A 24,147-nucleotide genomic window follows, 5' to 3' on the forward strand; every position below is an offset into this window, starting at 1 on the left:
CATGGCCTACGACGTGATCATTCGCGACGGATTGTGGTTCGACGGCACCGGCGCCGCGCCGCTCACACGCACGCTCGGCATCCGCGACGGCGTCGTGGTCGCCGTGTCGGCCGAGGCGCTGGACGAGACCGGCTGCCCCGAGGTCATCAACGCGGCCGGCATGTGGGTTGTGCCCGGCTTCCTCGACGTGCACACCCATTACGACGCCGAGGTGCTGCTGGACCCCGGCCTGCGCGAGTCGGTGCGCCACGGCGTCACCACCGTACTGCTGGGCAACTGCTCGTTGTCGACGGTCTACGCCGACTCCGAGGACGCCGCCGACCTGTTCAGCCGGGTGGAGGCGGTCCCGCGCGAATACGTCTGCGGCGCGCTGAGTTCGGGTAGAACCTGGTCGACGGCCGCGGAATACGTCAAGGCGATCGACGCGCTGCCGCTCGGCCCCAATATCGGTTCACTGCTTGGTCATTCGGACCTGCGCACGAAGGTGCTCGGACTGCAACGGGCCACTGACCCCACAGTGCGGCCCAGCGACGACGAGCTGACGAGAATGGCGGCGCTGCTCGACGAGGCCCTCGACGCCGGGCTGCTCGGCATGTCCGGGATGGACGCGGCCATCGACAAACTCGACGGCGAACGGTTCCGCTCCCGCGCCCTGCCATCCACCTTCGCCACCTGGCGGGAACGACGCAGGCTGATCAAAGTCCTGCGCAAGCGCGGCAGGATCCTGCAGAGCGCACCGAATCTGGAAAACCCCCTCCTGTCGCTGATGTTCTTTCTGACCAGCAGCCGAATCTTCGGGCGCGGCAAGGGAGTCCGGATGAGCATGCTGGTCTCCGCGGACGCCAAGTCGATGCCACTCGCCGTGCACACGTTCGGGCTCGGCACCAGGGTGCTCAACTCCCTGCTGCGCTCGGCCGTGCGGTTCCAGCACCTGCCGGTGCCGTTCGAACTGTATTCCGACGGAATCGATCTGCCGGTCTTCGAGGAGTTCGGTGCGGGCACCGCCGCGCTGCATCTGCGTGATCAGTTGCAGCGCAACGAACTTCTTGCCGACGAGACCTATCGCCGCCGATTTCGCCGTGAGTTCGACCGCAAAAATCTCGGGCCGTCGCTGTGGCACCGCGACTTCCATGACGCGGTTATCGTCGAATGCCCCGATACGTCGTTGATCGGCAAGAGCTTTGGCGCGATCGCCGACGAGCGTGGCCTGCACCCGCTTGACGCGTTCCTCGACGTGCTCGTCGAAAACGGTGAGCGCAACGTGCGGTGGACTACGATCGTGGCCAACCACCGCCCCAAGCAGCTCAACAAGCTCGCCGCCGACCCCAGCATCCACATGGGCTTCTCCGACGCCGGCGCGCACCTGCGCAACATGGCCTTCTACAACTTCGGACTGCGCATGCTCAAGCGCACGCAGGACGCGCAGGCGGCCGGCGCGCCGTTCCTGTCGATCCAGCAGGCGGTGCACCGGCTCACCGGCGAACTGGCCGAGTGGTTCGGCATCGACGCCGGCACGCTGCGCCACGGCGACCGCGCGGACTTTGTCGTGATCGATCCGGCGGGTCTCGACGCGTCGGTCGACGGCTACCACGAAGAGGCGGTGCCGTTCTACGGCGGCCTGCGTCGCATGGTCAACCGCAACGACGCCGCCGTCGTCGCCACCGGCGTGGGCGGTGTCGTGGTGTTCGGCAGGGGCCAATTCCGCGACGGCTACGGACAAACCGTGAAGTCGGGTCGCTACCTGCGTGCCGGCGAACGCGCCCGCCGGCCGCGGGCCGCCGTGAGCCACGGCGGCTGAGATGGCCAGAACTCAGCAACAGCGCCGCGAGGAAACCGTCGGGCGACTGCTCGACGCGTGCATTGCCACCATCATCGAGGTCGGCTATGCCCGGGCGTCGGCCGCGGTGATCACCAAACGGGCCGGGGTGTCGGTGGGGGCGCTGTTCCGGCACTTCGACACCATGGGCGACTTCATGGCCGCCACGGCGTCCGAGGTGTTGCGCCGCCAGCTGGAATCGTTCACCAAGCGAGTCGCGGAAGTACCGGCCGACCGGCCGCCACTGGAAGTGGCGCTGGCGATCCTGCGCGACATCACCAGCGGGCCGTCCAACGCGGTGCTCTACGAGCTTTTGGTCGCGGCGCGCACCGACGAAAAGCTCAGAGAGACTTTGCAACACGAGCTCGGGCAGTATGCGGCGAAGATCCACGATGCCGCGCGGGCGCTACCGGGCGCGGACCGGTTTCCGGCCGACACCTTCCCGGTGTTCGTGGCGTTGATGACCAACGTGTTCGACGGGGCCGCCGTGGTGGAAGGGGTGCTGCCGCAACCGGAGATCGCGGCCCAGCGGATCCCGGTGTTGATGGCGCTGCTGACCGCGGCGCTGCCGGATTAAATTGGGGGAGCGCTGCTTACAGCGACCCGATGCCGGCCTGCGGGCTTTGGGCGAAGCCCCAGTCGAACAACGTCGCCGCCTGATCCCAGTACGACGGCCCGCCTTCTTTGATCAGCCCGTACATCATGGCGATCACCAGCCGCCGGCCACCGCGGGCGGCGGCGCCGACGAACGTCTTGCGGGCGGCGTTGGTGAATCCGGTCTTGCCGCCGATCGCGCCGGGGTAGCGCTGCAGCAGTTCGTCCTGGTTGGTGATGAGGCGATCGCCGTTATCGCCGGGGAACATGGCCGACGGTTCGGCGGTGATCTGCGCGAACACCGGGTTGGCCATCGCGGCGCGGAAGATGACGGCCAGGTCGTGCGCGGTCGACGAACCCGACCCGCCGGGACCGTCCAGGCCGGACGGCGTCGCCGCATGCGTGCTGGTGGCTCCCAGGGAGGCGGCCTTGGCGTTCATCTTGGCGACCGTGACGTCGGGGCCGCCCAGCATGTGGGCCAGCGTGTTGGCGGCGTCGTTGCCCGAGACCAGCAGCAGGCCGTCGAGGAGTTGGCGCGCGGTGTAGGTGCGGCCCGGTTTGATGCCGACGCAGTTGCATTCGACCTGGGTGTCGGCGACGTCGGCGACCACGGTGGAATCCAGGCTCACCGAATCCAGGACCACCTGGGCCAACAGCGTCTTGATGGTGCTCGCCGGCGGGTGGGCCACGTTCTGGTCGCGGCCGGCCAGCACCTGACCGCTGTCCAGATCGGCGATGATCCACGTCTGCGCCGGGCCGTCGGGGATGGGGATCGAGCCGATCGGTTGGCTGCTGTCGGCGCGCGCAATGGGGACGGTGGCGCCGAACGCGACGACAGCGAGCAACGCCGCGGCCATCCTGAACACCATGCCCACCAGCTTCCGCATGGGCGGAAAGTCTAACTTCCGGCCCTTTTCGGCGCGCATTTTCGTCTACTGTCCGATGCATGTTGAGCCTGGCCGAGATATCCGACCGCCTTGAGATCCAGCAGCTTCTGGTGGATTACTCCACCGCCATCGACAACCGACGCTTCGACGACCTGGACCGGGTGTTCACGCCCGACGCCTATATCGATTACACGGCATTAGGAGGCATCGAGGGCCGCTATCCCGAGGTCAAGAAGTGGCTTTCCGAGGTGCTGCCCAACTTCCCGGTGTATGCGCACATGCTCGGCAACTTCTCGGTGCGCATCGACGGCGACACGGCCTCGTCACGGGTGATCTGCTTCAACCCCATGGTGCTCGGCGGCGACAAGGACCAGGTGCTGTTCTGCGGCCTGTGGTACGACGACGAGTTCGCGCGCACCCCCGAGGGCTGGCGGATGACGCGGCGGGTGGAGACCAAGGTCTTTCAGAAGGTGATGTGAGTCGGGGCTGTCCGGTGGCGCCACGATTTCTGATCACCGCCCCTGGTCTGGCACAATAGGCGGCTGTCCGCCGAGCGATCACGAATCGCCGGCCGGTCAGAAACGCGAGGCAAAACCGGATCCGGGCATCGGGCCCCGATCGCTGAATTGCAGCGTGACACACACAGGAGAAGTCGCTTAACCATGGCTGTCAAGATCAAGCTCACCCGGCTTGGCAAGATCCGCAATCCCCAGTACCGCATCGCCGTCGCCGACGCACGGACCCGGCGTGACGGTCGCTCCATCGAGGTCATCGGCCGGTATCACCCGAAGGAAGACCCGAGCCTCATCGAGATCGACTCCGAGCGCGCCCAGTACTGGCTGTCCGTGGGCGCCCAGCCCACCGAGCCCGTCCTCAAGCTGCTGAAGATCACCGGCGACTGGCAGAAGTTCAAGGGCCTGCCCGGCGCCGAGGGCCGCCTGAAGGTCAAGCCCGCCAAGCCCAGCAAGCTGGAACTGTTCAACGCCGCGCTGGCCGAGGCCGAGGGCGGACCGACCACCGAGGCCGCGAAGCCGAAGAAGAAGTCGCCACCCAAGAAGACCGCGAAGGCCGCCGAGGGCGAGTCCGAGGCCGCCGCTGAGACCGCCGAGACCAAGCCGGCCGAGGCGCCCGCCGAGGGCGGCGAGCAGGCCGAGTCGACCACCGAGAGCTGACCGCGGCGATGAGTACGGTTGTCGTTGACGCTGTTGAGCACCTGGTTCGCGGGATTGTCGACAATCCCGACGACGTCCGGGTGGACATGGTGACCAGCCGCCGGGGGCGGACCGTCGAGGTCCACGTCCATCCCGACGATTTGGGCAAGGTGATCGGCCGCGGCGGTCGTACGGCGACCGCGTTGCGCACGCTGGTCGCCGGTATCGGCGGTCGCGGCATCCGCGTCGACGTGGTGGACACCGACCAGTAGGCCGGCGCTGCTCATGGAACTCCCTTGGAGTTGACCGTCGGGCGCGTGGTGAAAGCGCACGGCATCAGCGGCGAGCTGGTGGTCGAAATTCGCACCGACGATCCCGCCGCCCGGTTCGCGCCGGGTAATACCTTGCGGGCCAAGCCCTCTCGCGGGGGCGCGGAGCGCAGCTGCGTCATCGAGAGCGCCCGCGAGCACGGCGGGCGGCTGCTGGTGCGCCTGGTCGGCGTCACCGACCGCGACGCCGCCGACGCGCTGCGCGGCATGTTGTTCGTCGTCGATTCCGGCGACCTGCCGCCGATCGACGAGGCCGACACCTACTACGACCACGAACTCGAAGGCCTGCGCGTGCGGACGATCGCGGGCCAGGACGTCGGTGTCGTCGCCGAGGTCCTGCATACCGCCGCGGGGGAGTTGCTGGCGGTGCGGCGCGAATCCGGCGACGAAAAGCGGGAAGTGCTGGTGCCGTTCGTTGCCGCGATTGTCTCCTCGGTGTCGCTGGACGACGGCACGATCGAGATCGACCCGCCCGAAGGCCTGCTGGATCTGTAGGGGCCCTGACAGATGAGAATCGACGTCGTCACGATCTTTCCGGCCTACCTCGACCCGCTGCGGCAGTCGTTGCCGGGCAAGGCGATTCAGTCCGGGCTGGTCGATCTGGCCGTCCACGACCTGCGACGGTGGACGCACGACGTGCACCGCTCGGTCGACGATGCACCCTACGGCGGTGGCCCCGGAATGGTGATGAAGGCGCCGGTGTGGGGCGACGCCCTCGATGAGATCTGCACCGGTGAAACGCTTTTGGTTGTCCCGACGCCGGCCGGTGCCCTGTTCACCCAGGCCACCGCCGCGCGTTGGAGCGCCGAGAATCACCTGGCTTTCGCGTGCGGCCGCTACGAGGGCATCGACCAGCGGGTGATCGAGGACGCCGGGCGGCGCATGCGAGTGGAAGAGGTCTCCATCGGCGACTACGTGTTGCCGGGCGGGGAGTCGGCGGCCGTGGTGATGATCGAGGCGGTGCTGCGCCTGCTCGACGGCGTCCTCGGCAATCCCGCGTCCCGCCTTGACGATTCGCACTCGCCGGCCCTGGACCGCCGCCTGGAGGGCCCTAGCTATACCCGGCCGCCGAGCTGGCGGGGGCTAGAAGTCCCCGAGGTGCTGCTCTCCGGTGACCATGCGCGAATCGCCGCCTGGCGACGTGAGATCTCGCTGCAGCGCACCCGGGAACGCCGCCCGGAGCTGCTTGAGCCCGGCGACGATGCGGTCCGCTAGAGGCCAGGCGCCTGTGCGTCGATGCGGCCGTCGGGAAAGATCGCCTTGACCGCCCGGGTGATGGTGTCGCGCGCGGTCGCGTCGTCGGAGGGCTGCAGGGACTGCACCACCATGATGTAGCGGTGGTCGGCCCCGATCACGCCCGTCGACAGATGCATCCAGTCGCTGCCGATGCAGCACATCCAGCCCTGCTTGACCGCGACCGGTTCGGCGTACAGGCCGTCCGGGATGCCGAACCGCTGCGGGTAGCCGTCGACGCCGTTGGGGGTGGAGCGGGCCAGGTCGTTCACGATGATCTTGGCCGCCTCGGCGGGCAGGCCCCCCGAGCCGTCCAGCAGCATCTCGTAGTAGCGGATCAGGTCGGTCACCGAGCTCATGGTGTTCCACCAGCGCCCGTCGCTGGGCGGGGTGGTCGACGCCAGGCCGTAGCGAGCGGCGACCTCGGCGATGATGGCGGACCCGCCGCCCTGCCCCCAGAACCGTTCGGCGGCGCCGTCGTCGGAGGACTGCAGCATGATGTCGAGCGCCTGGCGGTCCTCGGCGCTCAGGGCGGCGGCCCTGCCCTCGGCCTCGTGCAGCAGCAGGTCGTCGGCGATGAACAGCTTCGCCACCGATGCGGTGCCCACGACCTGGCCGTTGCCGTTGGAAACCAGCTGGTGGGTGCGGCGATCGAGGATGGCCACTGACAGGGCGGCGCCGGCGGCGGCGGCCTCGTCGGCCGCCTGCTGGACGCGGGCCTGCAGCCCGGCCAACCCCGCGCCCGGCAGCGCCTGGGGCGCCTGCGGCGGCTGCGGCTCCTGCGGCGGGGTGGCGGCCTCGAGCATCAGCGCCGCCGACTGCGGCGGTGCAGGCGCCGGCCGCTGGGGGATGATCCGAACGGGCGCGTTGACCGGCAGGCTGTACACCTTGGCCTGAACCAGCGCCTCGGAACCGGCGGCGACCAGCAACGTCACCGCCGCGGTGGCGGTGAGCAGCGTCAGCGGCCGTACCCGCATCCGACCCCTCCGGCATGACTTCGACGTGATTTCGGCACAGTGCAAGGGCGGGACCCCTCGCGCCACCTGCACCGGCTATCACGCTTCTGCGCGGGTAGCGCGTCCAGACCCCAGTCATATGTACCATTCACCAGCGCGTTCGGCTCGCCGCAAACCGCCGACTTCGTGTGATTTCCGCGGCACGCGCAGTGTCTGGCACAATTGACCAGTTGTCTCCAGCGGTTGCAGGCCGGTTGGGCCTTTCCCCCCTGCTGCGAGATACGCCAGAAAGCCCATCGGCTCGGCGACCGACTCACACCCGCGTGTGGGTAGCTGCCGTCAGCCGCGACCTCAAGGAAGTGTCTCTCAGATGAACCGGCTGGACTTCGTCGATCAGGCGTCGCTGCGCGACGACATCCCGGTTTTCGGCCCGGGCGACACCATCAACGTGCACGTCAAGGTCATCGAGGGCGCCAAGGAGCGCATCCAGGTGTTCAAGGGCGTGGTGATCCGCCGCCAGGGCGGTGGCATCCGCGAGACCTTCACCGTCCGCAAGGAAAGCTACGGCGTCGGCGTCGAGCGGACCTTCCCGGTGCACTCGCCCAACATCGACCACATCGAGGTGGTGACCCGTGGCGATGTGCGCCGCGCGAAGCTCTACTACCTGCGGGAGCTTCGCGGCAAGAAGGCCAAGATCAAGGAGAAGCGCTGAGCCGGGACGCCTTGGCGGCGCTGGTGATTCGCCGTACCGGTTCGCGAAGCGGATCGCTTGCCGGCTTGCCGGGCCACAACGCGCGCTGGCTACGCTGATCTCGTGACCGACACCGCGGATTCATCTAACCCCCAGTCCCACGCGGGCGATTCAGATCCGAAGGTCTCTACGCGCAATCCGGAGACGCGCCCCGACGACGCCGACACGTCCGACGGGCCGGTTCCCGAACCAGGCCCCGTGGGTGCGGCGCCCGAGCCGGGCGAGCCCGACGGCACCAAACACTCGACGCTGCGCGAATTCGCCCTGCTGGCGGTGATCGCCATCGTGCTCTACTACGTCATGTTGACCTTCGTGGCGCGGCCCTACCTGATCCCGTCGGAATCCATGGAGCCCACGTTGCACGGCTGCACGGGCTGCGTCGGTGACCGCATCATGGTGGACAAGATCAGTTACCGGTTCAGCACACCGAGCCCCGGCGACGTCATCGTCTTCAAGGGCCCGCCGCCGTGGAATCTCGGCTACAAGTCGATCCGCTCGAACAACACCGTGCTGCGCTGGGTGCAAAACGCGCTGTCCTTCATCGGTTTTGTGCCCCCGGACGAAAACGACCTGGTCAAGCGGGTGATCGCGGTCGGCGGACAGACGGTCCAGTGCCGCGCCGAGACCGGGCTCACGGTCAACGGCAAGCCGCTGAAGGAGCCGTACCTGGATCGCAACACCATGGCCGCCGACCCTTCGGTGTACCCGTGCCTGGGCAGTGAATTCGGGCCGGTCGCTGTTCCGGCCGGACGGCTGTGGGTGATGGGCGACAACCGGACGCACTCGGCGGATTCGCGCGCCCACTGCACCAGCGTGCCGGCCGAAGCGCTCAAGGGGGTGCTGTGCACGGGCGACCCCACCTCGGGGACCGTGCCGGTGTCCAACGTCATCGGCAAGGCCAGGTTCATCGTGTGGCCGCCGTCCCGATGGGGCGGCGTGGAGTCGGTGAACCCGCAGCAGACTCGGTAATCATGGCCACGACGTGGCCGCCGCGGACGGTGATCCGGAAGTCGTCAGGGTTGCGCACCCTGGAGTCGGCGCTGTACCGCAGCGGGCTGGGCCCAGTGGCCGGCGTCGACGAGGTCGGCCGCGGCGCCTGCGCCGGCCCGCTGGTGGTGGCGGCCTGTGTCCTCGGCCCAGGGCGAATGGAAAGCCTTGCCGCACTTGATGATTCCAAGAAGCTCACCGAGGCCGTGCGGGAGAATTTGTTCCCCCTGATTTGCCGTTACGCGTTGGCCTACCACGTGGTGTTCATCCCGTCGGCCGAGGTGGACCGGCGCGGTGTGCATGTCGCCAACATCGAGGGGATGCGCCGCGCCGTCGCGGGCCTGTCCGTGCGGCCGGGATATGTGCTGAGCGATGGTTTCCGGGTGCCCGGTTTGGCGGTCCCGTCGCTGCCTGTCATCGGTGGCGATGCGGTCGCGGCGTGCATCGCGGCGGCCAGCGTGCTGGCGAAGGTCAGCCGCGACCGGCTGATGGTGGCCATGGAGGCCGACCACCCCGGTTACGGCTTCGCCCTGCACAAGGGCTACGGCACGCCGGCGCACAGCGCTGCCCTGGCGCAGCTGGGCCCCTGCCCGGAACATCGCTATTCGTTCATCAACGTGCGGCGCGTCGCGAACTCCTCGGGTGCGAGGCTGGTGGCGGAATGCGACCCGGACCCACCGCTGCAGCGCGACGGATATCGGTGAGGGAAGATGGGACCCAGGGTCCCGGGGACAGTAAGTGGGAGAAGGACGTCTGAGCGGATGAGTGGCAGATGAGCGCAGAAGATCTCGAAAAGTATGAAACCGAGATGGAGCTCTCGCTGTACCGCGAATACAAGGACATCGTCGGCCAGTTCAGCTACGTCGTGGAAACCGAACGGCGCTTCTACCTGGCCAACAGCGTGGAGATGACGCCGCGCAACGCCGACGGCGAGGTCTACTTCGAGCTACGGCTGTCCGACGCCTGGGTGTGGGACATGTACCGGCCGGCGCGGTTCGTCAAGCAGGTGCGGGTCGTCACCTTCAAGGACGTCAACATCGAAGAGGTCGAGAAGCCCGAGCTGCGGCTGCCCGAATAACCGCCGTTCAGCCGTTCGGCGGGAGCTGATTGTCGGCGAGGGCGGGCAGCTGACCGCGTTGGTCGATCACCGCGCGCGCAACCTCTGCCAGCTTGATGTTCAGCGCCTGGGAGTGGCGGCGCAGCAGGTCGAAGGCGTCGTCCTCGCTCATGTCGTGCAGCAGCATCAGCATGCCGACCGCCTTGCCGATCTCGCGGTTGCTCAGCAGTCCCCGGCGCAGACTGGCGGCGTCTTCCCCCTTGGCGACCGCGTTGATGGCGACGCTGGCGAAGGCGGCCAGCACCGCCGCCCGCCCGGCGGATTCGGCGTCGAACATGTTCGGGGTGTCGCTGAACAGGTTGAGCGCGGCCCCCTTGCGTTTGTCGACCTGGAGGCGGAATCCCATCGCCCCCCGCACCGGTGTCTCCGCGACCAGGATCTCCGCCAGCTTGGGCCACAGCGACGGCGTGGTCAGGTCCGGGTCGATCTGAGGCGTCTCCTCCTCGATCGCGTCGATGCAGGGGCCGTCACCGGCGCGCCGTTCCAGCTCGTCGACGTGCTGCGCCAGTCGGTCACTGGCACCGACGGTGATGTATCGGTCGTTCTCGCGCACCATCAGGCTGGCGTGGTCGCAGCCGCGGATGGCCAGCGTGGCGGCGACGCAGATGGCCGCGTACATCTCACCGGCATCCGAGCCGCGGTAGATGATTTCGGCCAGAGCTGCGAAAACCGTCGCGGGGTCGGCCTTCTCCCCACCGGTGGGGGGCAGCTGGGCGCCGGCTCTCGCTTCGTCCGCCATGGTGTTGCCTCGATTCCTGCTGTGGTGGCGGTGTGACCCGTTGGTCGCCGTAGATTATCGGTCGCCGCGCCCACCCTTACACGCGGTTTGGTCTGCTTGCAGCGAATCGATGGGCGCCCGCCCTTTGACCGCGGTGACGTTTGCGCGCAAGGTTTCGGCAATGCGCGGGAGGGAAGGAGGTCTACATGGGTGTGACCGTCGCGGTGACCGGACCCACCGGGGAGATCGGTATCTCCGCGGTGACGGCGCTGGAGCGCGAACCCGCGGTCGACGCCATCATCGGGATGGCTCGTCGCCCGTTCGACCCGTCGTCGCGCGGCTGGCTCAAGACCACCTATCAGCGCGGCGACATCTTGGACCGCGAGGCCGTCGACGCCGTGGTCGCGCAGGCCGACGTGGTGATCCATCTGGCCTTCGTCATCATGGGCTCGCGCGACGAGAGCGCCCGCGTCAATCTGCAAGGCACCCGCAACGTGTTCGAAGCGACGGCGGCCGCCGAGCGGCCGCGGCGCCTGGTCTACACCTCGTCGGTGGCGGCCTACGGCTACCACGCCGACAACCCGGTCCCGCTGACCGAGGACGTGCCGGTGCGCGGCTCCGCCGAGCATTACTACTCGGCGCAGAAGGCCGCCTGCGAAGCGATGCTCGCCGACATCACCACCGATTCGCCGCTAGAGGTCTTCGTCCTGCGGCCGTGTGTGGTCGCGGGCCCCAACGCCACCGCACTGGCCGATGCCATGCCGTGGAATCAGCTGCCCGCTCCGGTACGCGCCATCGTCAGGGCGCTGCGGGCCATTCCATTGCTGAAGCCGATGCTGCCGGATCCGGGCATTCCTCTGCAGCTGGTTCACCACGACGACGTCGCGTCCGCGATCGCACTGGCTGCCACCGCCCCGGCGCCGCCGGGGGCCTACAACATCGCCGGGGAGGGTGTGGTGTCGGTGGCCGACGTGGCCAAGGCGCTGGGGGCGGGGTCGGTGCGGGTTCCGGCCGCCGCGGCGTCGGCGGCCTCGGCGGCGATTTCGCGGGTTCCGCTGCTGCCGTCCGTGCTGGAATGGCTGCACACCGCGCGCACGTCGATGGTCATGGACACCACCAAGGCCAAAACCCAACTGGGCTGGCGCCCCGTCCACTCCTCGGCGCAGGCCCTGGCGGCGCTGGCTTCCGCGGTGTGAAACTACGGAGTGCGCGAGAGCCCCCCGCAAAGCGGTAATTTGATGCTGTGAGGTCTCACCGTCCGGCCGTGTCCGGACCCGCCGCCGAGTACGACGAACACGCGGTCACCGTCACGCCCCGCAAGCACGAGGCGGCGGGTGTTCGGGCGGTGATGGTCTCGCTGCAGCGCGGGTTCGAGCAGATGGGCGCGGTGCGCACCGCGGCGGCGTTGGCCCGGCTCAACCAGCGCAACGGGTTCGACTGCCCCGGCTGCGCGTGGCCCGAGGAGCACGGCGGGCGCAAGCTGGCCGAGTTCTGCGAGAACGGCGCCAAGGCGGTCGCCGAGGAGGCCACGAAGCGCACCGTCACACCGGAATTCTTCGCTCGGCACTCCATCGCCGAGCTGTCGGCCAAGCCCGAGTATTGGCTGTCCCAGCAGGGCAGGCTCACCCATCCCATGGTGTTGCGTCCCGGTGACGACCACTACCGGCCGATCGGCTGGGACGCCGCCTACCGGCTGATCGCCGAGGAGCTCGGCGGCCTCGACAGCCCCGATGAGGCGGTGTTCTACACGTCGGGCCGCACCAGCAACGAGGCCGCGTTCTGCTACCAGCTGCTGGTCCGGTCTTTCGGCACCAACAACCTGCCGGACTGCTCCAACATGTGCCACGAGTCTTCGGGCTCGGCGCTCACCGAATCGATCGGTATCGGCAAGGGTTCGGTCACCGTCGAGGACGTCGAGCTTGCCGACCTGATCGTCATCGCCGGACAAAACCCGGGCACCAACCACCCGCGGATGCTGTCGGTGTTGGAGAAGGCAAAAGCCAACGGCGCCAAGATCATTGCGGTGAACCCGCTTCCGGAGGCCGGGTTGATCCGGTTCAAGGACCCGCAGAAGGCGCATGGCGTTGTCGGACAGGGCATCCCGATCGCCGACGAATTCGTGCAGATCCGCCTCGGCGGCGACATGGCGCTCTTCGCCGGGCTGGGCCGGCTGCTGCTGGAGGCCGAAGACCGCGCCCCGGGGACCGTCATCGACACCGCGTTCGTCGACGCGCATTGCGCGGGGTTCGACGAATACCGGCGTCGCACCCTCAATGTCGATCTCGACGACGTGTTCGCCGCCACCGGCATCGAACGCCGGCAGCTCGACCGCGTCGCCGGCATGCTGATGGCGTCGCGGCGCACGGTGGTGTGCTGGGCGATGGGCTTGACCCAGCACGCCCACGCGGTGGCCACCATCGGCGAGATCACCAATCTGCTGCTGCTGCGGGGCATGATCGGCAAGCCGGGCGCGGGAGTCTGCCCGGTGCGCGGACATTCGAACGTGCAGGGCGACCGCACGATGGGCATCTGGGAACAGATGCCCGAGGAGTTTCTGGCCGCCCTGGATAGCCGGTTCGGCATCGCCAGTCCCCGTGAGCACGGGTATGACACCGTCGCCGCGATCCGGGCGATGCGCGACGGGCGGGCGAAAGTGTTCGTCGGCATGGGCGGCAACTTCGCGTCGGCCACCCCCGACACCGTCGTCACCGAGGCCGCCCTGCGCAATTGCGCGCTGACCGTGCAGATCTCGACCAAACTCAACCGCAGCCATCTCGTGCACGGGAGCAGCGCGCTGATCCTGCCCACCCTCGGCCGCACCGACCGCGACATTCGCAGTGGGCGCAAACAAGTTGTCTCGGTAGAGGATTCGATGTCGATGGTGCACCTGTCCCGGGGTCGCCTGCACCCGCCCAGCGACGAGGTGCGCAGCGAGGTGGAGATCGTTTGCCAGTTGGCCCGCACGCTTCTCGGTGCCGCGCACCCGGTGCCGTGGGAGGGCTTCGCCGCCGACTACGACACCATCCGCGACGCGATCGCCGCGGTGGTACCGGGGTGCGCCGACTACAACCGCAAGGTGCGTCAGCCCGACGGATTCCAGCTCCCGCACCCGCCGCGGGACACGCGCGAATTTCACACCAGCACAGGGCGGGCCAACTTCGCCGTCAACCCGCTGCAATGGGTGCCGGTGCCCCCGGGCCGGCTGGTGCTGCAGACAATGCGCAGCCACGACCAGTACAACACCACGATCTACGGCCTCGACGACCGTTATCGCGGAGTGAAGGGCGGGCGCCGCGTCGTGTTCATCAACCCCGCCGACATCGAGGCACTGGGCCTGGCCGCGGGCGGGCGCGTCGACCTGGTGTCGGAGTGGACGGACGCGCAGGGCCGGCTTCAGGAGCGGCGCGCGAAAGACTTTCTGGTGGTTGCCTATTCGACTCCGGTGGGCAACGCCGCCGCCTACTATCCGGAGACCAATTCGCTTGTGCCGCTGGATCACACCGCGGCGAAATCGAACACCCCGGTGTCGAAGGCCATTGTCATCCGGGTGGAGCCCGCCTCCGGCGGTGAAATCGCGTAGTGGGGCATGTAACGTCGCGCCGGCGGGTCACGCATCTGACCGCCGACAAAGCGATCACCCGAGGCGAAACCCTGGTCGTCGAGGAACCTTTGGAGATCCGGGTCGACCGCACGGCCGTCACCGTGACGATGCGCACGCCGGGCTCGGATATCGAACTCGCGCAAGGCTTTCTGCTCACCGAAGGGGTCATCGGCGGCCGCGACGACATCCACAGCATCCGTTACTGCGCCGGGCGTGACGACGACGGCGCCAACACGTACAACGTGCTGGACGTGACGCTGGCCCCGGGGGTGCCCCAACCCGCCCTCGATGTCACCCGCAACTTCTACACCACCTCGTCGTGCGGGGTCTGCGGCAAGGCGTCCCTGGACGCGGTGCGGTTGATCAGCCGGTTCACCCCGGGAGCCGATCCCGCCACCGTCGCCGCGCGCACGCTGAAGGCGATGCCCGACCAACTTCGGTCCGCGCAAAAGGTTTTCGACAGCACCGGGGGGCTGCATGCAGCTGCACTGTTCGGGGTCGACGGCACGATGCTGGTGGTGCGTGAGGATGTCGGCAGGCACAACGCGGTCGACAAGGTGATCGGCTGGGCGTTGGAGCATGGGCGCATACCGCTGCGCGCCTCGGTGTTGCTGGTCAGCGGGCGGGCATCGTTCGAGTTGACCCAGAAGGCCGTGATGGCCGGGATCCCGGTGCTGGCGGCGGTCTCCGCGCCGTCGTCGCTGGCGGTCTCGCTGGCCGAGGAGTCCGGCATCACGCTGGTGGCGTTCTTGCGTGAGGACTCGATGAACATCTACACCAGGGCCGACCGCATCACGTAGCTCGATGGCGGCGACCCGCTGCGCCCGGCTGCGCCGCGCCTGCGATCGCGGCCGGCCGCTTTCGGGTGCCGCACCGCGGGCTGTGGATGGACGCCGCACTGGGGATAACCGGGCGGTGCGGGGGGCGGTAGCCCGCGACGGCGTCCCGACGCGTCGGGGCCCACGGGCACGGTGACCCGCATGACAACCGAAACGACGATGACCCGGATCCAGCTGGGGGCGATGGGCGAGGCGCTCGCCGTGGACCATCTGACGCGCACGGGATTGCGGATCCTGCACCGCAACTGGCGCTGCCGCTACGGCGAACTCGACATCATCGCCTGCGACCGCGCCGGCACGGTGGTGTTCGTCGAGGTCAAGACCCGCACCGGCGACGGGTACGGCGGACTGGCGTACGCCGTCACCCCGCGCAAGGTCCGGCGGCTGCGCAGGCTGGCCGGGCTGTGGCTGGCCGGCCAGGACCGGCACTGGGCGGCGATCCGCATCGACGTGATCGGCGTGCGGGTCGGCCGGCGCCGCACCCCCGAGATCATCCAACTGCAAGGGGTCGGCTGATGGCGCTGGGGCGCGCGTTCTCCGTGGCGGTGCGCGGCGTGGACGGACAGATCGTGGAGATCGAGGCCGACATCACGTCCGGACTGCCGGGCGTGCACCTGGTGGGCCTGCCCGACGCCGCGCTGCAGGAGTCGCGCGACCGGGTCCGGGCCGCGGTCACCAATTGCGGCAACGAGTGGCCGATAGCGCGGCTCACGCTGGCGTTGTCGCCGGCGACGCTGCCGAAGATGGGCAGCGTGTACGACATCGCCCTGGCCGCGGCGGTGTTGTCGGCGCAGCGCAAGAACCCGTGGGACCGGCTGGAGAAAACGGTGCTGCTCGGCGAGTTGTCACTGGACGGGCGGGTCCGGCCGGTGCGCGGGGTGTTGCCCGCCGTGCTCGCCGCCAAACGCGACGGATGGCCGGCCGTGGTGGTCCCGGCGGACAACCTTGCCGAGGCAAGTCTGGTGGACGGCATCGACGTGTGGGGGGTGCGGACCCTGGGGCAGCTGAAGAAATGGCTCGGCGGCTCCGTCACGCTGGAAAACCGGATCCATCCGGACCGCACGCCCGAGGAGCCGGTGGTGGACCTGGTCGACGTGGTCGGGCAGACGCAGGCGCGGTTCGCGGTCGAGGTGGCCGCCGCCGGGGCGCATCACCTCATGCTCACCGGCCCACCGGGGGTGGGCAAAACGATGCTCGCGCAACGCCTTCCGGGCCTGCTGCCGCCGCTGTCGGAGAGCGAGTCGCTGGAGGTCACCGCGATCCACTCGGTGGCCGGGTTGCTCTCGGGGGACACGCCGTTGATCACCCGAGCGCCGTTCGTGGCGCCCCACCACAGTTCCAGCGTGGCGGCCCTGGTCGGCGGGGGCTCCGGGATGGCGCGCCCGGGTGCCGTCAGCCGGGCCCATCGTGGGGTGTTGTTCCTCGACGAGTGTGCCGAGATCCGGGTCAGCGCCCTGGAGGCGTTGCGAACACCGTTGGAGGACGGCGAAATTCGTCTCGCCCGCCGCGACGGGGTGGCGTGTTATCCGGCACGGTTCCAGCTGGTGCTGGCCGCCAATTTGTGCCCGTGTGCGCCGGCCGATCCGCAGGACTGCATGTGTCCGGCGGCGACCAAACGTCGCTACCTGGGTAAGTTGTCCGGTCCGTTGCTCGACCGCGTGGACCTGCGGGTGCAGATGGAACCCGTGCGGGCGACGGCGTTTTCGGGCCGCGACGGCGAATCCACGGCACAGGTTCGTCAGCGGGTGGCGGCCGCGCGTGCGGCGGCCGCGCAGCGCTGGCTGGCGCATGGCTTTCGCACCAATGCCGAAGTCAGCGGGACGCTGCTGCGCCGAAAATTCCGGCCCAGCAACGCGACGATGGAACCCCTGCAAAGGGCGCTGGATCGCGGCCTGCTCAGCATCCGTGGCCTTGACCGCACGCTGCGGGTCGCGTGGAGCCTGGCCGATCTGGCGGGCCGCACATCGCCCGGCCTCGACGAGGTCGCCGCCGCACTGAGCTTTCGTCAGCCAGGGGCGCAGCGGTGAGCGCCGCCAGCGACCGGGCACCCGGATCACCCGCGGACCATCGTCAGCCAATCGGTGTGGCCGCCGCGCACCGCGATCGCCACGCTCACCAGGATCGCGAACGCGCGGGCGAATTGCGCCATGGCGCGCCCGCTTTCGCCGCGCTGTTCCATCTCCCGCAACGCGAGGCAGGCGAGACCGATGCTGATGACGGGGACGGGAAAGCCGATCCAGCTGACCAGGCTCAGCACGAACGCCGCGACCGCCCACGGGTTCTTGGGGCGCCCGGACATCGTGTACGCCATCGGCAGGTCGAGGATCATGGTGCGCTCCGTTCGGTGCGGGCCGGTGTGCGGCGCCCGGCGGCTGACCACACCACGTTCGCGCGCGCGGCTGGTCGGATCCTTGGCGAATGCTTGGCGCCGGGAGCGCCCCGATGACCGCGGCCGACGGTGCCGCGCTGCGCGCGTGGGCCTATCTGTCCCGGGTGGCCGAACCGCCCTGCGCCGGGCTCGCCGCCCTGGCGCGACGTGTCGGCCCGGTCGAGGCGGCCGAGCGGATCCGGCGGGGGGCGGTCGACGACGTCCTGGCCCGCCACACCGAGGCCAGGCGTGACATCGACACGTCGGCGGCCGATCTCGATGCCGTCGCCCGGCGGGGCGGGCGGTTGATCACCCCCGACGACGACGAGTGGCCGCTGCTGGCGTTCGCCGCGTTCCGCGGCGTCGAGCCCCGGCGCCGCGGCGGCCCGCCGATGGTCGCGCCGATGGTGTTGTGGGCGCAGGGGCCCGCGCGGCTCGATGAGGTCGCGCAGCGGGCGGCGGCCGTGGTGGGAACGCGCGCTGCGACGGCGTATGGCGAGCAGATGGCCGGCGAACTGGCGGCCGACCTGGCGCAGCGCGGCGTCGCCGTCGTCTCGGGCGGGGCCTACGGCATCGACGGCGCCGCCCACCGGGCGGTGCTGGACTCCGACGGGATCACCGTGGCGGCGCTTGCGGGCGGGCTCGACGTCCCCTACCCGAGCGGTCACACGGCGCTGCTGCACCGTGTCGGACAGCACGGGCTGTTGTTCACCGAATACGCGCCCGGTGTCCGCCCGGCCCGGCACCGCTTCTTGACCCGCAACCGCCTGGTGGCCGCCGTCGCCGGCGCGGCGGTGGTGGTGGAAGCGGGCCTGCGCAGCGGGGCCGCGAACACCGCGGCCTGGGCGCGGGCGCTGGGGCGGGTGGTGGCCGCGGTGCCCGGACCCGTGACGTCGTCGGCGTCGGCGGGCTGCCATGCGCTGCTGCGCGACGGTGCCGAGCTGGTCACCCGCGCCGAGCACATCGTCGAGCTCATCGGGCACATCGGCGAACTGGCGCCCGACGAGGCGCGTCCCGTCACACCGCTGGACGGCTTGAGCGACGCCGAGCGCCGGGTCTACGAGGCGTTGCCGGGCCGCGGCGCCGCCACGGTCGACGAGATCGCGGTCGGCTCCGGGCTGGTGCCCGAGCAGGTGCTCGGGCCGCTGGCGATGCTGGAGCTGGCCGGGTTGGCCCAGCGCCAGGATGGGCGCTGGCGAATCGTCCGGGCCGCCGCGGGCCAGGCTGCGTCAACGCCGCGACTCGTATAGTCGAGGCGAGTCGGGCATCGGACAGGAGGACACGTGGCAGGTCGACCGCTGCAATGCTTCGAAGTTGTCGGTACCGAGCAACTCACCCCGCACATGGTGCGGGTGATGCTGCGGGGCAAGAATTTTGATGCCTTCGTGCCCAGCAAGTTCACCGACTCCTACGTCAAACTGGCGTTCGTCGCCGACGACGTGGACGTGGCCGGTTTGCCCGAGCCGCTGACCCTCGACAGCTTCGCCGGTCTGCCCCCGGAGAAAAGGCCGACAGTGCGCACCCTGACCGTCCGGCACGTCGACGTCGATGCCCGCCAGATCGCGCTGGACATCGTCGTGCACGGCGAGCACGGGACGGCGGGCCAATGGGCGTCCACGGCCCAACCCGGCCAGCCGATCTATTTGATGGGCCCCGGCGGCGCGTACACGCCCGACCCCGCCGCCGACTGGCACCTGCTGGCCGGTGACGAATCGGCGCTGCCGGCCATCGCCGCGGCCCTGGAGGCGTTGCCGCCCAGCGCGGTCGGTCAGGCCTTCATCGAGGTGGCGGGACAAGAGGACGAGATCCCGCTGACCGCGCCGGACGGCGTCGAGGTGCGCTGGGTATATCGCGGCGGGCGCGCCGACCTGGTGCCCGAAGACCGCGCCGGCGACCACGCGCCGCTGATCGAGGCCGTCACCAGCGCCCCGTGGCTGCCGGGGCAGGTGCACGTCTTCATCCACGGCGAGGCGCAGGCCGTCATGCACAACCTGCGGCCCTACATCCGCAAGGAGCGGGGCGTGGACGCCAAATGGGCGTCGTCGATCTCGGGTTACTGGCGCCGCGGCCGCACCGAAGAGACGTTCCGCCAGTGGAAGAAAGAACTGGCCCAGTCAGAATCCGAGGCAGAGGCGGCGAACTCGTCGGCCTGACGGCTCGACTGGCATTCTTCTTTCCATGGCATTCGCGGACTACCAGAACGAGATCTACTTCAAGGGCCTGGGCGGGGTCGCCCCCGCGCTGCCGATGGGCTTCGCGGAGTTGGAGGCCCGCGCCGAGCGGGCCATGTCGCCGTCGGTGTGGTCGTACGTCGCCGGCGGCGCCGGTGACGAACGCACGCAGCGGGCCAACCGGGAGGCCTTCGATCGCTGGGGCCTGATCCCGCGCATGTTCGTCGGCGCCGCCGACCGCGACCTGTCGGTGCAGATGTTCGGCCTGACCCTGCCGTCTCCGCTGTTCATGGCGCCGATCGGGGTCATCGGCATCTGCGCCCAAGACGGCCACGGCGACCTGGCCACCGCGCGCGCGGCCGCGCGAACCGGTGTCCCCATGGTCGTGTCCACCCTGACCGCCGACCCGATGGAAGACGTCGCCGCGCAGTTCGGTGACACCCCCGGCTTCTTCCAGCTCTACACGCCGAAAAATCGCGAGCTGGCCGCCAGCCTGGTGCGGCGGGCCGAAGCCGCCGGCTTCAAGGGCATCGTCGTCACCCTCGACACCTGGATCCCCGGGTGGCGCCCGCGCGACCTGTCCACGGCCAACTTCCCCCAGCTGCGGGGGCTTTGCCTGAGCAACTACACCAGCGACCCGGTCTTCCGCGCCGGCCTGCCGCGGCCGCCCGAGGAGGACCCGCAGGGCACCGTGCTGCAGTGGATACAGACCTTCGGAAATCCGTTGACCTGGGGCGACCTCGAATGGCTGCGGTCGCTGACCGACCTGCCGCTGATCATCAAGGGCATCTGCCATCCCGACGACGCCCGGCGCGCCAAGGACGGCGGCGTCGACGGCATCTACTGCTCCACCCATGGTGGGCGTCAGGCCAACGGTGGCCTGCCCGCGCTGGAGTGCCTGCCGGGCGTGGTCGAGGCGGCCGACGGGCTGCCCGTGCTGTTCGACTCGGGCGTGCGCAGCGGCGCCGACGTCGTCAAGGCGCTGGCGCTGGGCGCGACGGCCGTGGGCATCGGCCGGCCGTACGCCTACGGCCTGGCGCTCGGCGGCGACGACGGCATCGTGCACGTGCTGCGCTCGATTCTCGCCGAGGCGGACCTCATCATGGCCGTCGACGGCTATCCGACGCTCAAAGATCTCACCCCGGACACGCTTCGGCGCGTCGGCTAGAGCGCCCCGGGCGGCCCTGCGACCGTGGGGGAGTGCAGGCGGTCCTCGAGGAGTTCGACGAATACCTCGATTTGCAGTGCCTGCGTTCGGCGCACACGCGCCGCGCCTACCTGGGCGACCTGCGCTCACTGTTCGCGTTCGCGGCCGAGCGCGGCGCCGGCCTGGATGGGTTGAGCCTGCCGCTACTGCGCTCGTGGTTGTCCGCCGCGGCCGCGGCCGGCGCCGCCCGCACGACGCTGGCCCGGCGCACCTCGGCGGTCAAGGCATTCACCGCTTGGGCGGCCCGCCGCGGCCTGCTGGACGGGGATCCCGCCGCGCGGCTCCAGGTACCCAAGGCGCACCGCACCCTGCCCGCGGTGCTGCGGCAGGATCAGGCGCTCGACGCCATGGCCGCCGCCAAATCCGGTGCGCAGCAAGGTGATCCGATGGCGCTGCGGGACCGACTCATCGTCGAGATGCTGTATGCGACCGGAATCCGCGTCAGCGAGCTGTGCGGCCTGGACATCGACGACGTGGACACCCGGCATCGGCTGCTGCGCGTGCTCGGCAAGGGCAACAAGCAGCGCAGCGTGCCGTTCGGGACGCCGGCCGCTGAGGCGCTGGACGCCTGGCTGGCCGACGGGCGCCCCGCGCTGGTCACCGCCGAGTCGGGCCCGGCGCTGCTGCTGGGCGCGCGGGGCCGCCGGATCGACGTGCGCCAGGCCCGCACGGTGGTGCACCAGACGGTGGCCGCGGTGGACGGCGCGCCGGACATGGGGCCGCACGGCCTGCGGCACAGCGCGGCCACGCATCTCCTCGAAGGCGGGGCTGACCTGCGCGTCGTCCAGGAGCTGCTCGGCCATTCCAGCCTGGCGACCACGCAGCTCTACACCCACGTCGCGGTGTCCCGGCTGCGCGCGGTGCACGATCAAGCCCATCCCCGGGCCTGAGCGCCGCCGGGCATAGCGACTCCTGAGGCGCCTGTTAGCCGTGGCGCGCAACGTCCGGTGGCCGCAGCGGTTTGAGCCGGATCGGGACCGACCTCAGCAAGCCGAGCGGATCGACATAGCGGGCCCCCGACGCCGGACCCCACATCGCACCCCAGTGCAAGCACGCCGCGGCCCGGCACCCGGGATGGCCGGCCATCAACGCGCCGATCACGGTCCCGGCCGACACCGACTGCCCGGCCCGCACGGCCGCGCGGACCGGCTCGTAGCTGGTGCGCAACCCGCCGGCATGGGCCAGTGACACCACCGGCCGCCCGGCCTGCACCCCGGCGAACACCACGGTGGCCGCGCCCGCGGCGAACACCGGCTGACCGGGGGCGCCGGCCAGGTCCACACCGCGGTGGCCGGGATGCCAATCCTGCAACGGGGCGTCGAACGCCCGGGTGACGGCCGGCGGCGGCCGCAACGGCCAGTCCAGGCGATCGCCGTCGGCCACCGCCGGCGCCGCGCTGACCAGGGCCGCACTCACCGTCAGGGCTACCCACCGCATCCAGGCAGTTCACCGCGGCGTGCCCGGCAGGGCCACCCGCCTCGCCCGGCATTGTGGACGACGACGCCGCCTGGGGAAGCGTGGCAAAAGCACCCCCCGAACCGGTGTAAACTGCTGGTCGCAGCTCGTCCGCGGGCTGACTTCGCGCGTCCGCATCGCGTCTCCGGTTCCACGAGGAGAACGCATCGCATGCCGGGCGGTCCCGACCGGGTTTCCCGGCCGGGTCCGGCATCGCAGCAGGCGCCAGGGCCCGGCCTCACCCGACGCCGGGCGACAACCGACACACGTAAGGCACAACCATGGCCGTCGTAACCATGAAGCAGCTGCTCGACAGCGGCACCCACTTCGGGCACCAGACCCGTCGCTGGAATCCCAAGATGAAGCGGTTCATCTTCACCGACCGCAACGGCATCTACATCATCGACCTGCAGCAGACGCTGACCTTCATCGACCAGGCGTATGAATTCGTCAAGGAAACCGTTGCCCACGGTGGCAGCGTGCTGTTCGTCGGCACCAAGAAGCAGGCGCAGGAATCCGTCGCCGCCGAGGCGACCCGCGTCGGCATGCCCTATGTGAACCAGCGCTGGCTCGGCGGCATGCTCACCAACTTCTCCACCGTGCACAAGCGGCTGCAGCGCCTCAAGGAGCTCGAGGCGATGGAGCAGACCGGTGGTTTCGAGGGCCGCACCAAGAAGGAAATCTTGATGCTGACCCGCGAGAAGAACAAGCTGGACCGCAGCCTCGGCGGTATCCGCGACATGGCCAAGGTGCCCTCGGCCATCTGGGTCGTCGACACCAACAAGGAGCACATCGCCGTCGGCGAGGCCCGCAAGCTCGGTATCCCGGTCATCGCGATCCTGGACACCAACTGCGACCCCGACGAGGTCGACTACCCGATCCCGGGCAACGACGACGCGATCCGTTCGGCCGCGTTGCTGACCAAGGTCATCGCCTCGGCGGTCGCCGAGGGCCTGCAGGCGCGGGCCGGCGTCGGCCGCGGCGACGGCAAGCCCGAGGCGGAGGCCGCCGAGCCGCTGCCCGAATGGGAGCAGGAACTGCTGGCCTCCGCTGCTGCCAGCGCCACCCCCCCTGTTCAAGACGCCGCATTAGGCGCCCCCGAACCAACCACTGAATCCTCATAGGAAGGCTGACCATTGGCGAACTTCACCGCTGCCGACGTCAAGCGGCTTCGGGAACTCACCGGTGCCGGCATGCTCGACTGCAAGAACGCGCTGGCCGAAAGCGACGGCGACTTCGACAAGGCCGTCGAGGCGCTCCGCATCAAGGGCGCCAAGGACGTCGGCAAGCGTGCCGAGCGGGCGACGGCCGAGGGCCTGGTCGCAACCCAGGGCGGCGCGCTCATCGAGCTGAACAGCGAGACCGACTTCGTCGCCAAGAACGCGGAGTTCCAGGCGCTGGCCGACCAGATCGTGGCGGCGGCCGTGTCGTCGAAGGCCGCGGACGTCGACGCCCTCAAGGCCGCCAGTGTCGGTGACAAGACCGTCGAGGAGGCGGTCGCCGAGCTGTCGGCCAAGATCGGCGAGAAGCTCGAGCTGCGCCGGGTCGCGAACTTCGACGGCACCGTCGAGGCGTACCTGCACCGGCGGGCGGCCGACCTGCCGCCGGCGGTGGGCGTGCTGGTCGAGTACCAGGGCTCGGACAAAGAGGCGGCGCACTCCGTCGCGCTGCAGATCGCCGCGCTCAAGGCCCGCTACCTGTCCCGTGACGACGTGCCCGAGGACGTGGTGGCCAGCGAGCGCCGCATCGCCGAGGAAACCGCCAAGGCGGAGGGCAAGCCGGAGCAGGCCCTGCCCAAGATCGTCGAGGGTCGGCTGAACGGCTTCTTCAAGGACGCGGTGCTGCTCGAGCAGCCGTCGGTGTCCGACAGCAAGAAGACGGTCAAGGCGCTGCTCGACGACGCCGGCGTGACGGTGACGCGGTTCGTGCGCTTCGAGGTGGGTCAGGCCTGACCCACCGCCCCGGGC

25 protein-coding genes and 2 pseudogenes are annotated in these 24,147 nt (G+C 69.7%); 22 read left to right on the forward strand and 5 right to left on the reverse strand.

The genetic code is table 11. The features are described 5' to 3' along the window. Nucleotide 1 precedes the first annotated feature (1 nt). Both ACZ50Z_RS03190 and ACZ50Z_RS03195 read left to right on the forward strand, forming a co-directional pair. Entirely contained in the window at nt 2-1,798 is a 1,797-nt protein-coding gene (locus ACZ50Z_RS03190; protein ID WP_464482239.1) for an N-acyl-D-amino-acid deacylase family protein, read from the forward strand. 1 nt (nt 1,799) lies between these two features. Next, nucleotides 1,800-2,393 carry a TetR/AcrR family transcriptional regulator gene (locus tag ACZ50Z_RS03195; protein ID WP_464482240.1) on the forward strand — a complete coding sequence of 198 codons (594 nt, stop codon included), beginning with the start codon at nt 1,800-1,802 and terminating at the stop codon, nt 2,391-2,393. Between the two features lie 16 nt (nt 2,394-2,409). Here ACZ50Z_RS03195 and ACZ50Z_RS03200 read toward each other — a convergent pair whose 3' ends face one another. Then, nucleotides 2,410-3,297, reverse strand: coding sequence for a D-alanyl-D-alanine carboxypeptidase family protein (locus tag ACZ50Z_RS03200; RefSeq protein WP_464482241.1), 888 nt, complete (start codon nt 3,295-3,297; stop codon nt 2,410-2,412). Between the two features lie 59 nt (nt 3,298-3,356). On the opposite strand from ACZ50Z_RS03200, the gene ACZ50Z_RS03205 reads away from it, so the two are divergent. The 5 genes from ACZ50Z_RS03205 (at nt 3,357) to trmD (ending at nt 5,992) form a co-directional block, all read left to right on the forward strand. After that, complete coding sequence (locus ACZ50Z_RS03205; protein WP_464482242.1) at nt 3,357-3,776, forward strand: nuclear transport factor 2 family protein; 420 nt, start codon at nt 3,357-3,359, stop codon at nt 3,774-3,776. A gap of 183 nt (nt 3,777-3,959) precedes the next feature. Next, nucleotides 3,960-4,469 (forward strand): 30S ribosomal protein S16, encoded by a 510-nt coding sequence (rpsP, locus tag ACZ50Z_RS03210; protein WP_464482243.1) that lies wholly within the window; start codon nt 3,960-3,962, stop codon nt 4,467-4,469. An 8-nt stretch (nt 4,470-4,477) separates the two neighbouring features. Then, entirely contained in the window at nt 4,478-4,720 is a 243-nt protein-coding gene (locus ACZ50Z_RS03215) for an RNA-binding protein (protein WP_003878715.1), read from the forward strand. Nucleotides 4,721-4,744: 24 nt separating this feature from the next. After that, a complete protein-coding gene (gene rimM / locus ACZ50Z_RS03220; protein ID WP_464482244.1) occupies nt 4,745-5,272 on the forward strand; it encodes a ribosome maturation factor RimM in 528 nt (175 codons plus the stop codon). Nucleotides 5,273-5,284: 12 nt separating this feature from the next. Next, nucleotides 5,285-5,992, forward strand: coding sequence for a tRNA (guanosine(37)-N1)-methyltransferase TrmD (gene trmD / locus ACZ50Z_RS03225; RefSeq protein WP_464482245.1), 708 nt, complete (start codon nt 5,285-5,287; stop codon nt 5,990-5,992). Here trmD and ACZ50Z_RS03230 read toward each other — a convergent pair. Next, nucleotides 5,989-6,987 carry a hypothetical protein gene (locus ACZ50Z_RS03230; RefSeq protein WP_464482246.1) on the reverse strand — a complete coding sequence of 333 codons (999 nt, stop codon included), beginning with the start codon at nt 6,985-6,987 and terminating at the stop codon, nt 5,989-5,991. The genes trmD and ACZ50Z_RS03230 overlap by 4 nt on opposite strands. Nucleotides 6,988-7,336: 349 nt before the next feature. On the opposite strand from ACZ50Z_RS03230, the gene rplS reads away from it, so the two are divergent. The 4 genes and pseudogenes from rplS to ACZ50Z_RS03250 all read left to right on the forward strand — a co-directional run bounded on the left by rplS (nt 7,337) and on the right by ACZ50Z_RS03250 (nt 9,782). After that, on the forward strand, nt 7,337-7,678 hold the full coding sequence (rplS, locus tag ACZ50Z_RS03235) for a 50S ribosomal protein L19 (RefSeq protein ID WP_007775353.1): 342 nt from the start codon (nt 7,337-7,339) through the stop codon (nt 7,676-7,678). Nucleotides 7,679-7,780: 102 nt separating this feature from the next. Further along, nucleotides 7,781-8,686 (forward strand): signal peptidase I, encoded by a 906-nt coding sequence (gene lepB, locus ACZ50Z_RS03240; RefSeq protein ID WP_464482247.1) that lies wholly within the window; start codon nt 7,781-7,783, stop codon nt 8,684-8,686. Nucleotides 8,687-8,688: 2 nt separating this feature from the next. Next, nucleotides 8,689-9,442 (forward strand): annotated as a pseudogene (locus tag ACZ50Z_RS03245) (ribonuclease HII). 34 nt (nt 9,443-9,476) lie between these two features. Next, nucleotides 9,477-9,782, forward strand: coding sequence for a DUF2469 domain-containing protein (locus ACZ50Z_RS03250; RefSeq protein WP_003875077.1), 306 nt, complete (start codon nt 9,477-9,479; stop codon nt 9,780-9,782). A gap of 7 nt (nt 9,783-9,789) precedes the next feature. Here the strand turns inward: ACZ50Z_RS03250 and ACZ50Z_RS03255 are convergent, their stop codons facing one another. Continuing rightward, a complete protein-coding gene (locus ACZ50Z_RS03255) occupies nt 9,790-10,560 on the reverse strand; it encodes a GAF and ANTAR domain-containing protein (protein ID WP_464482248.1) in 771 nt (256 codons plus the stop codon). A 185-nt stretch (nt 10,561-10,745) separates the two neighbouring features. Here ACZ50Z_RS03255 and ACZ50Z_RS03260 point away from each other — a divergent pair, with 185 nt between their 5' ends. From ACZ50Z_RS03260 to ACZ50Z_RS03280, 5 genes are all read left to right on the forward strand, one after another. Continuing rightward, nucleotides 10,746-11,735 (forward strand): NAD-dependent epimerase/dehydratase family protein, encoded by a 990-nt coding sequence (locus ACZ50Z_RS03260; protein WP_464482249.1) that lies wholly within the window; start codon nt 10,746-10,748, stop codon nt 11,733-11,735. A 47-nt stretch (nt 11,736-11,782) separates the two neighbouring features. Beyond that, complete coding sequence (locus ACZ50Z_RS03265; RefSeq protein WP_464482250.1) at nt 11,783-14,119, forward strand: FdhF/YdeP family oxidoreductase; 2,337 nt, start codon at nt 11,783-11,785, stop codon at nt 14,117-14,119. Then, the gene (gene fdhD / locus ACZ50Z_RS03270) at nt 14,119-14,940 is read left to right on the forward strand and encodes a formate dehydrogenase accessory sulfurtransferase FdhD (RefSeq protein ID WP_464482251.1); all 822 of its coding nucleotides are present in this window, start codon (nt 14,119-14,121) and stop codon (nt 14,938-14,940) included. The genes ACZ50Z_RS03265 and fdhD overlap by 1 nt, the downstream gene beginning before the upstream one ends. A gap of 180 nt (nt 14,941-15,120) precedes the next feature. After that, nucleotides 15,121-15,495, forward strand: a complete 375-nt coding sequence (locus tag ACZ50Z_RS03275; RefSeq protein ID WP_464482252.1) for a YraN family protein — start codon at nt 15,121-15,123, stop codon at nt 15,493-15,495. After that, the gene (locus ACZ50Z_RS03280; protein ID WP_464482253.1) at nt 15,495-17,006 is read left to right on the forward strand and encodes a YifB family Mg chelatase-like AAA ATPase; all 1,512 of its coding nucleotides are present in this window, start codon (nt 15,495-15,497) and stop codon (nt 17,004-17,006) included. The genes ACZ50Z_RS03275 and ACZ50Z_RS03280 overlap by 1 nt, the downstream gene beginning before the upstream one ends. A gap of 26 nt (nt 17,007-17,032) precedes the next feature. Here ACZ50Z_RS03280 and ACZ50Z_RS03285 read toward each other — a convergent pair whose 3' ends face one another. Then, the gene (locus ACZ50Z_RS03285) at nt 17,033-17,308 is read right to left on the reverse strand and encodes a DUF4190 domain-containing protein (protein ID WP_464482254.1); all 276 of its coding nucleotides are present in this window, start codon (nt 17,306-17,308) and stop codon (nt 17,033-17,035) included. Nucleotides 17,309-17,421: 113 nt separating this feature from the next. On the opposite strand from ACZ50Z_RS03285, the gene dprA reads away from it, so the two are divergent. From dprA to ACZ50Z_RS03305, 4 genes are read left to right on the forward strand one after another with little or no spacing between them, the layout of a single operon-like run. Then, on the forward strand, nt 17,422-18,597 hold the full coding sequence (gene dprA, locus ACZ50Z_RS03290; RefSeq protein WP_464482255.1) for a DNA-processing protein DprA: 1,176 nt from the start codon (nt 17,422-17,424) through the stop codon (nt 18,595-18,597). Between the two features lie 33 nt (nt 18,598-18,630). Beyond that, nucleotides 18,631-19,500, forward strand: coding sequence for a siderophore-interacting protein (locus ACZ50Z_RS03295; protein ID WP_464482256.1), 870 nt, complete (start codon nt 18,631-18,633; stop codon nt 19,498-19,500). 25 nt (nt 19,501-19,525) lie between these two features. Continuing rightward, nucleotides 19,526-20,686, forward strand: coding sequence for a lactate 2-monooxygenase (locus ACZ50Z_RS03300; RefSeq protein WP_464482257.1), 1,161 nt, complete (start codon nt 19,526-19,528; stop codon nt 20,684-20,686). A gap of 32 nt (nt 20,687-20,718) precedes the next feature. Beyond that, nucleotides 20,719-21,615 carry a tyrosine recombinase XerC gene (locus ACZ50Z_RS03305; protein ID WP_464482258.1) on the forward strand — a complete coding sequence of 299 codons (897 nt, stop codon included), beginning with the start codon at nt 20,719-20,721 and terminating at the stop codon, nt 21,613-21,615. Between the two features lie 64 nt (nt 21,616-21,679). Here the strand turns inward: ACZ50Z_RS03305 and ACZ50Z_RS03310 are convergent. Continuing rightward, nucleotides 21,680-22,132, reverse strand: a pseudogene (locus ACZ50Z_RS03310) (M23 family metallopeptidase); the annotation flags it as partial. Between the two features lie 329 nt (nt 22,133-22,461). On the opposite strand from ACZ50Z_RS03310, the gene rpsB reads away from it, so the two are divergent. Next, nucleotides 22,462-23,304 (forward strand): 30S ribosomal protein S2, encoded by an 843-nt coding sequence (rpsB, locus tag ACZ50Z_RS03315; protein ID WP_163710524.1) that lies wholly within the window; start codon nt 22,462-22,464, stop codon nt 23,302-23,304. Nucleotides 23,305-23,316: 12 nt separating this feature from the next. Continuing rightward, complete coding sequence (tsf, locus tag ACZ50Z_RS03320) at nt 23,317-24,132, forward strand: translation elongation factor Ts (protein WP_464482259.1); 816 nt, start codon at nt 23,317-23,319, stop codon at nt 24,130-24,132. Nucleotides 24,133-24,147: the final 15 nt, after the last annotated feature.

This window comes from Mycobacterium sp. NTMscope_MAC_269, assembly GCF_976985695.1.

Bases quoted from the DNA above. Each gene is read 5' to 3' on its own strand.
- ACZ50Z_RS03250 (WP_003875077.1), top strand. From the start codon at position 9,477: ATGAGCGCAGAAGATCTCGAAAAGTATGAAACCGAGATGGAGCTCTCG.
- ACZ50Z_RS03280 (WP_464482253.1), top strand. From the start codon at position 15,495: ATGGCGCTGGGGCGCGCGTTCTCCGTGGCGGTGCGCGGCGTGGACGGA.
- ACZ50Z_RS03260 (WP_464482249.1), top strand. From the start codon at position 10,746: ATGGGTGTGACCGTCGCGGTGACCGGACCCACCGGGGAGATCGGTATC.
- dprA (WP_464482255.1), top strand. From the start codon at position 17,422: ATGACCGCGGCCGACGGTGCCGCGCTGCGCGCGTGGGCCTATCTGTCC.
- ACZ50Z_RS03190 (WP_464482239.1), top strand. From the start codon at position 2: ATGGCCTACGACGTGATCATTCGCGACGGATTGTGGTTCGACGGCACC.
- ACZ50Z_RS03255 (WP_464482248.1), bottom strand. From the start codon at position 10,560: ATGGCGGACGAAGCGAGAGCCGGCGCCCAGCTGCCCCCCACCGGTGGG.
- ACZ50Z_RS03300 (WP_464482257.1), top strand. From the start codon at position 19,526: ATGGCATTCGCGGACTACCAGAACGAGATCTACTTCAAGGGCCTGGGC.
- rpsP (WP_464482243.1), top strand. From the start codon at position 3,960: ATGGCTGTCAAGATCAAGCTCACCCGGCTTGGCAAGATCCGCAATCCC.
- trmD (WP_464482245.1), top strand. From the start codon at position 5,285: ATGAGAATCGACGTCGTCACGATCTTTCCGGCCTACCTCGACCCGCTG.
- ACZ50Z_RS03285 (WP_464482254.1), bottom strand. From the start codon at position 17,308: ATGATCCTCGACCTGCCGATGGCGTACACGATGTCCGGGCGCCCCAAG.
- ACZ50Z_RS03275 (WP_464482252.1), top strand. From the start codon at position 15,121: ATGACAACCGAAACGACGATGACCCGGATCCAGCTGGGGGCGATGGGC.
- ACZ50Z_RS03205 (WP_464482242.1), top strand. From the start codon at position 3,357: ATGTTGAGCCTGGCCGAGATATCCGACCGCCTTGAGATCCAGCAGCTT.
- ACZ50Z_RS03215 (WP_003878715.1), top strand. From the start codon at position 4,478: ATGAGTACGGTTGTCGTTGACGCTGTTGAGCACCTGGTTCGCGGGATT.
- ACZ50Z_RS03195 (WP_464482240.1), top strand. From the start codon at position 1,800: ATGGCCAGAACTCAGCAACAGCGCCGCGAGGAAACCGTCGGGCGACTG.
- rplS (WP_007775353.1), top strand. From the start codon at position 7,337: ATGAACCGGCTGGACTTCGTCGATCAGGCGTCGCTGCGCGACGACATC.
- ACZ50Z_RS03200 (WP_464482241.1), bottom strand. From the start codon at position 3,297: ATGCGGAAGCTGGTGGGCATGGTGTTCAGGATGGCCGCGGCGTTGCTC.
- rpsB (WP_163710524.1), top strand. From the start codon at position 22,462: ATGGCCGTCGTAACCATGAAGCAGCTGCTCGACAGCGGCACCCACTTC.
- ACZ50Z_RS03230 (WP_464482246.1), bottom strand. From the start codon at position 6,987: ATGCGGGTACGGCCGCTGACGCTGCTCACCGCCACCGCGGCGGTGACG.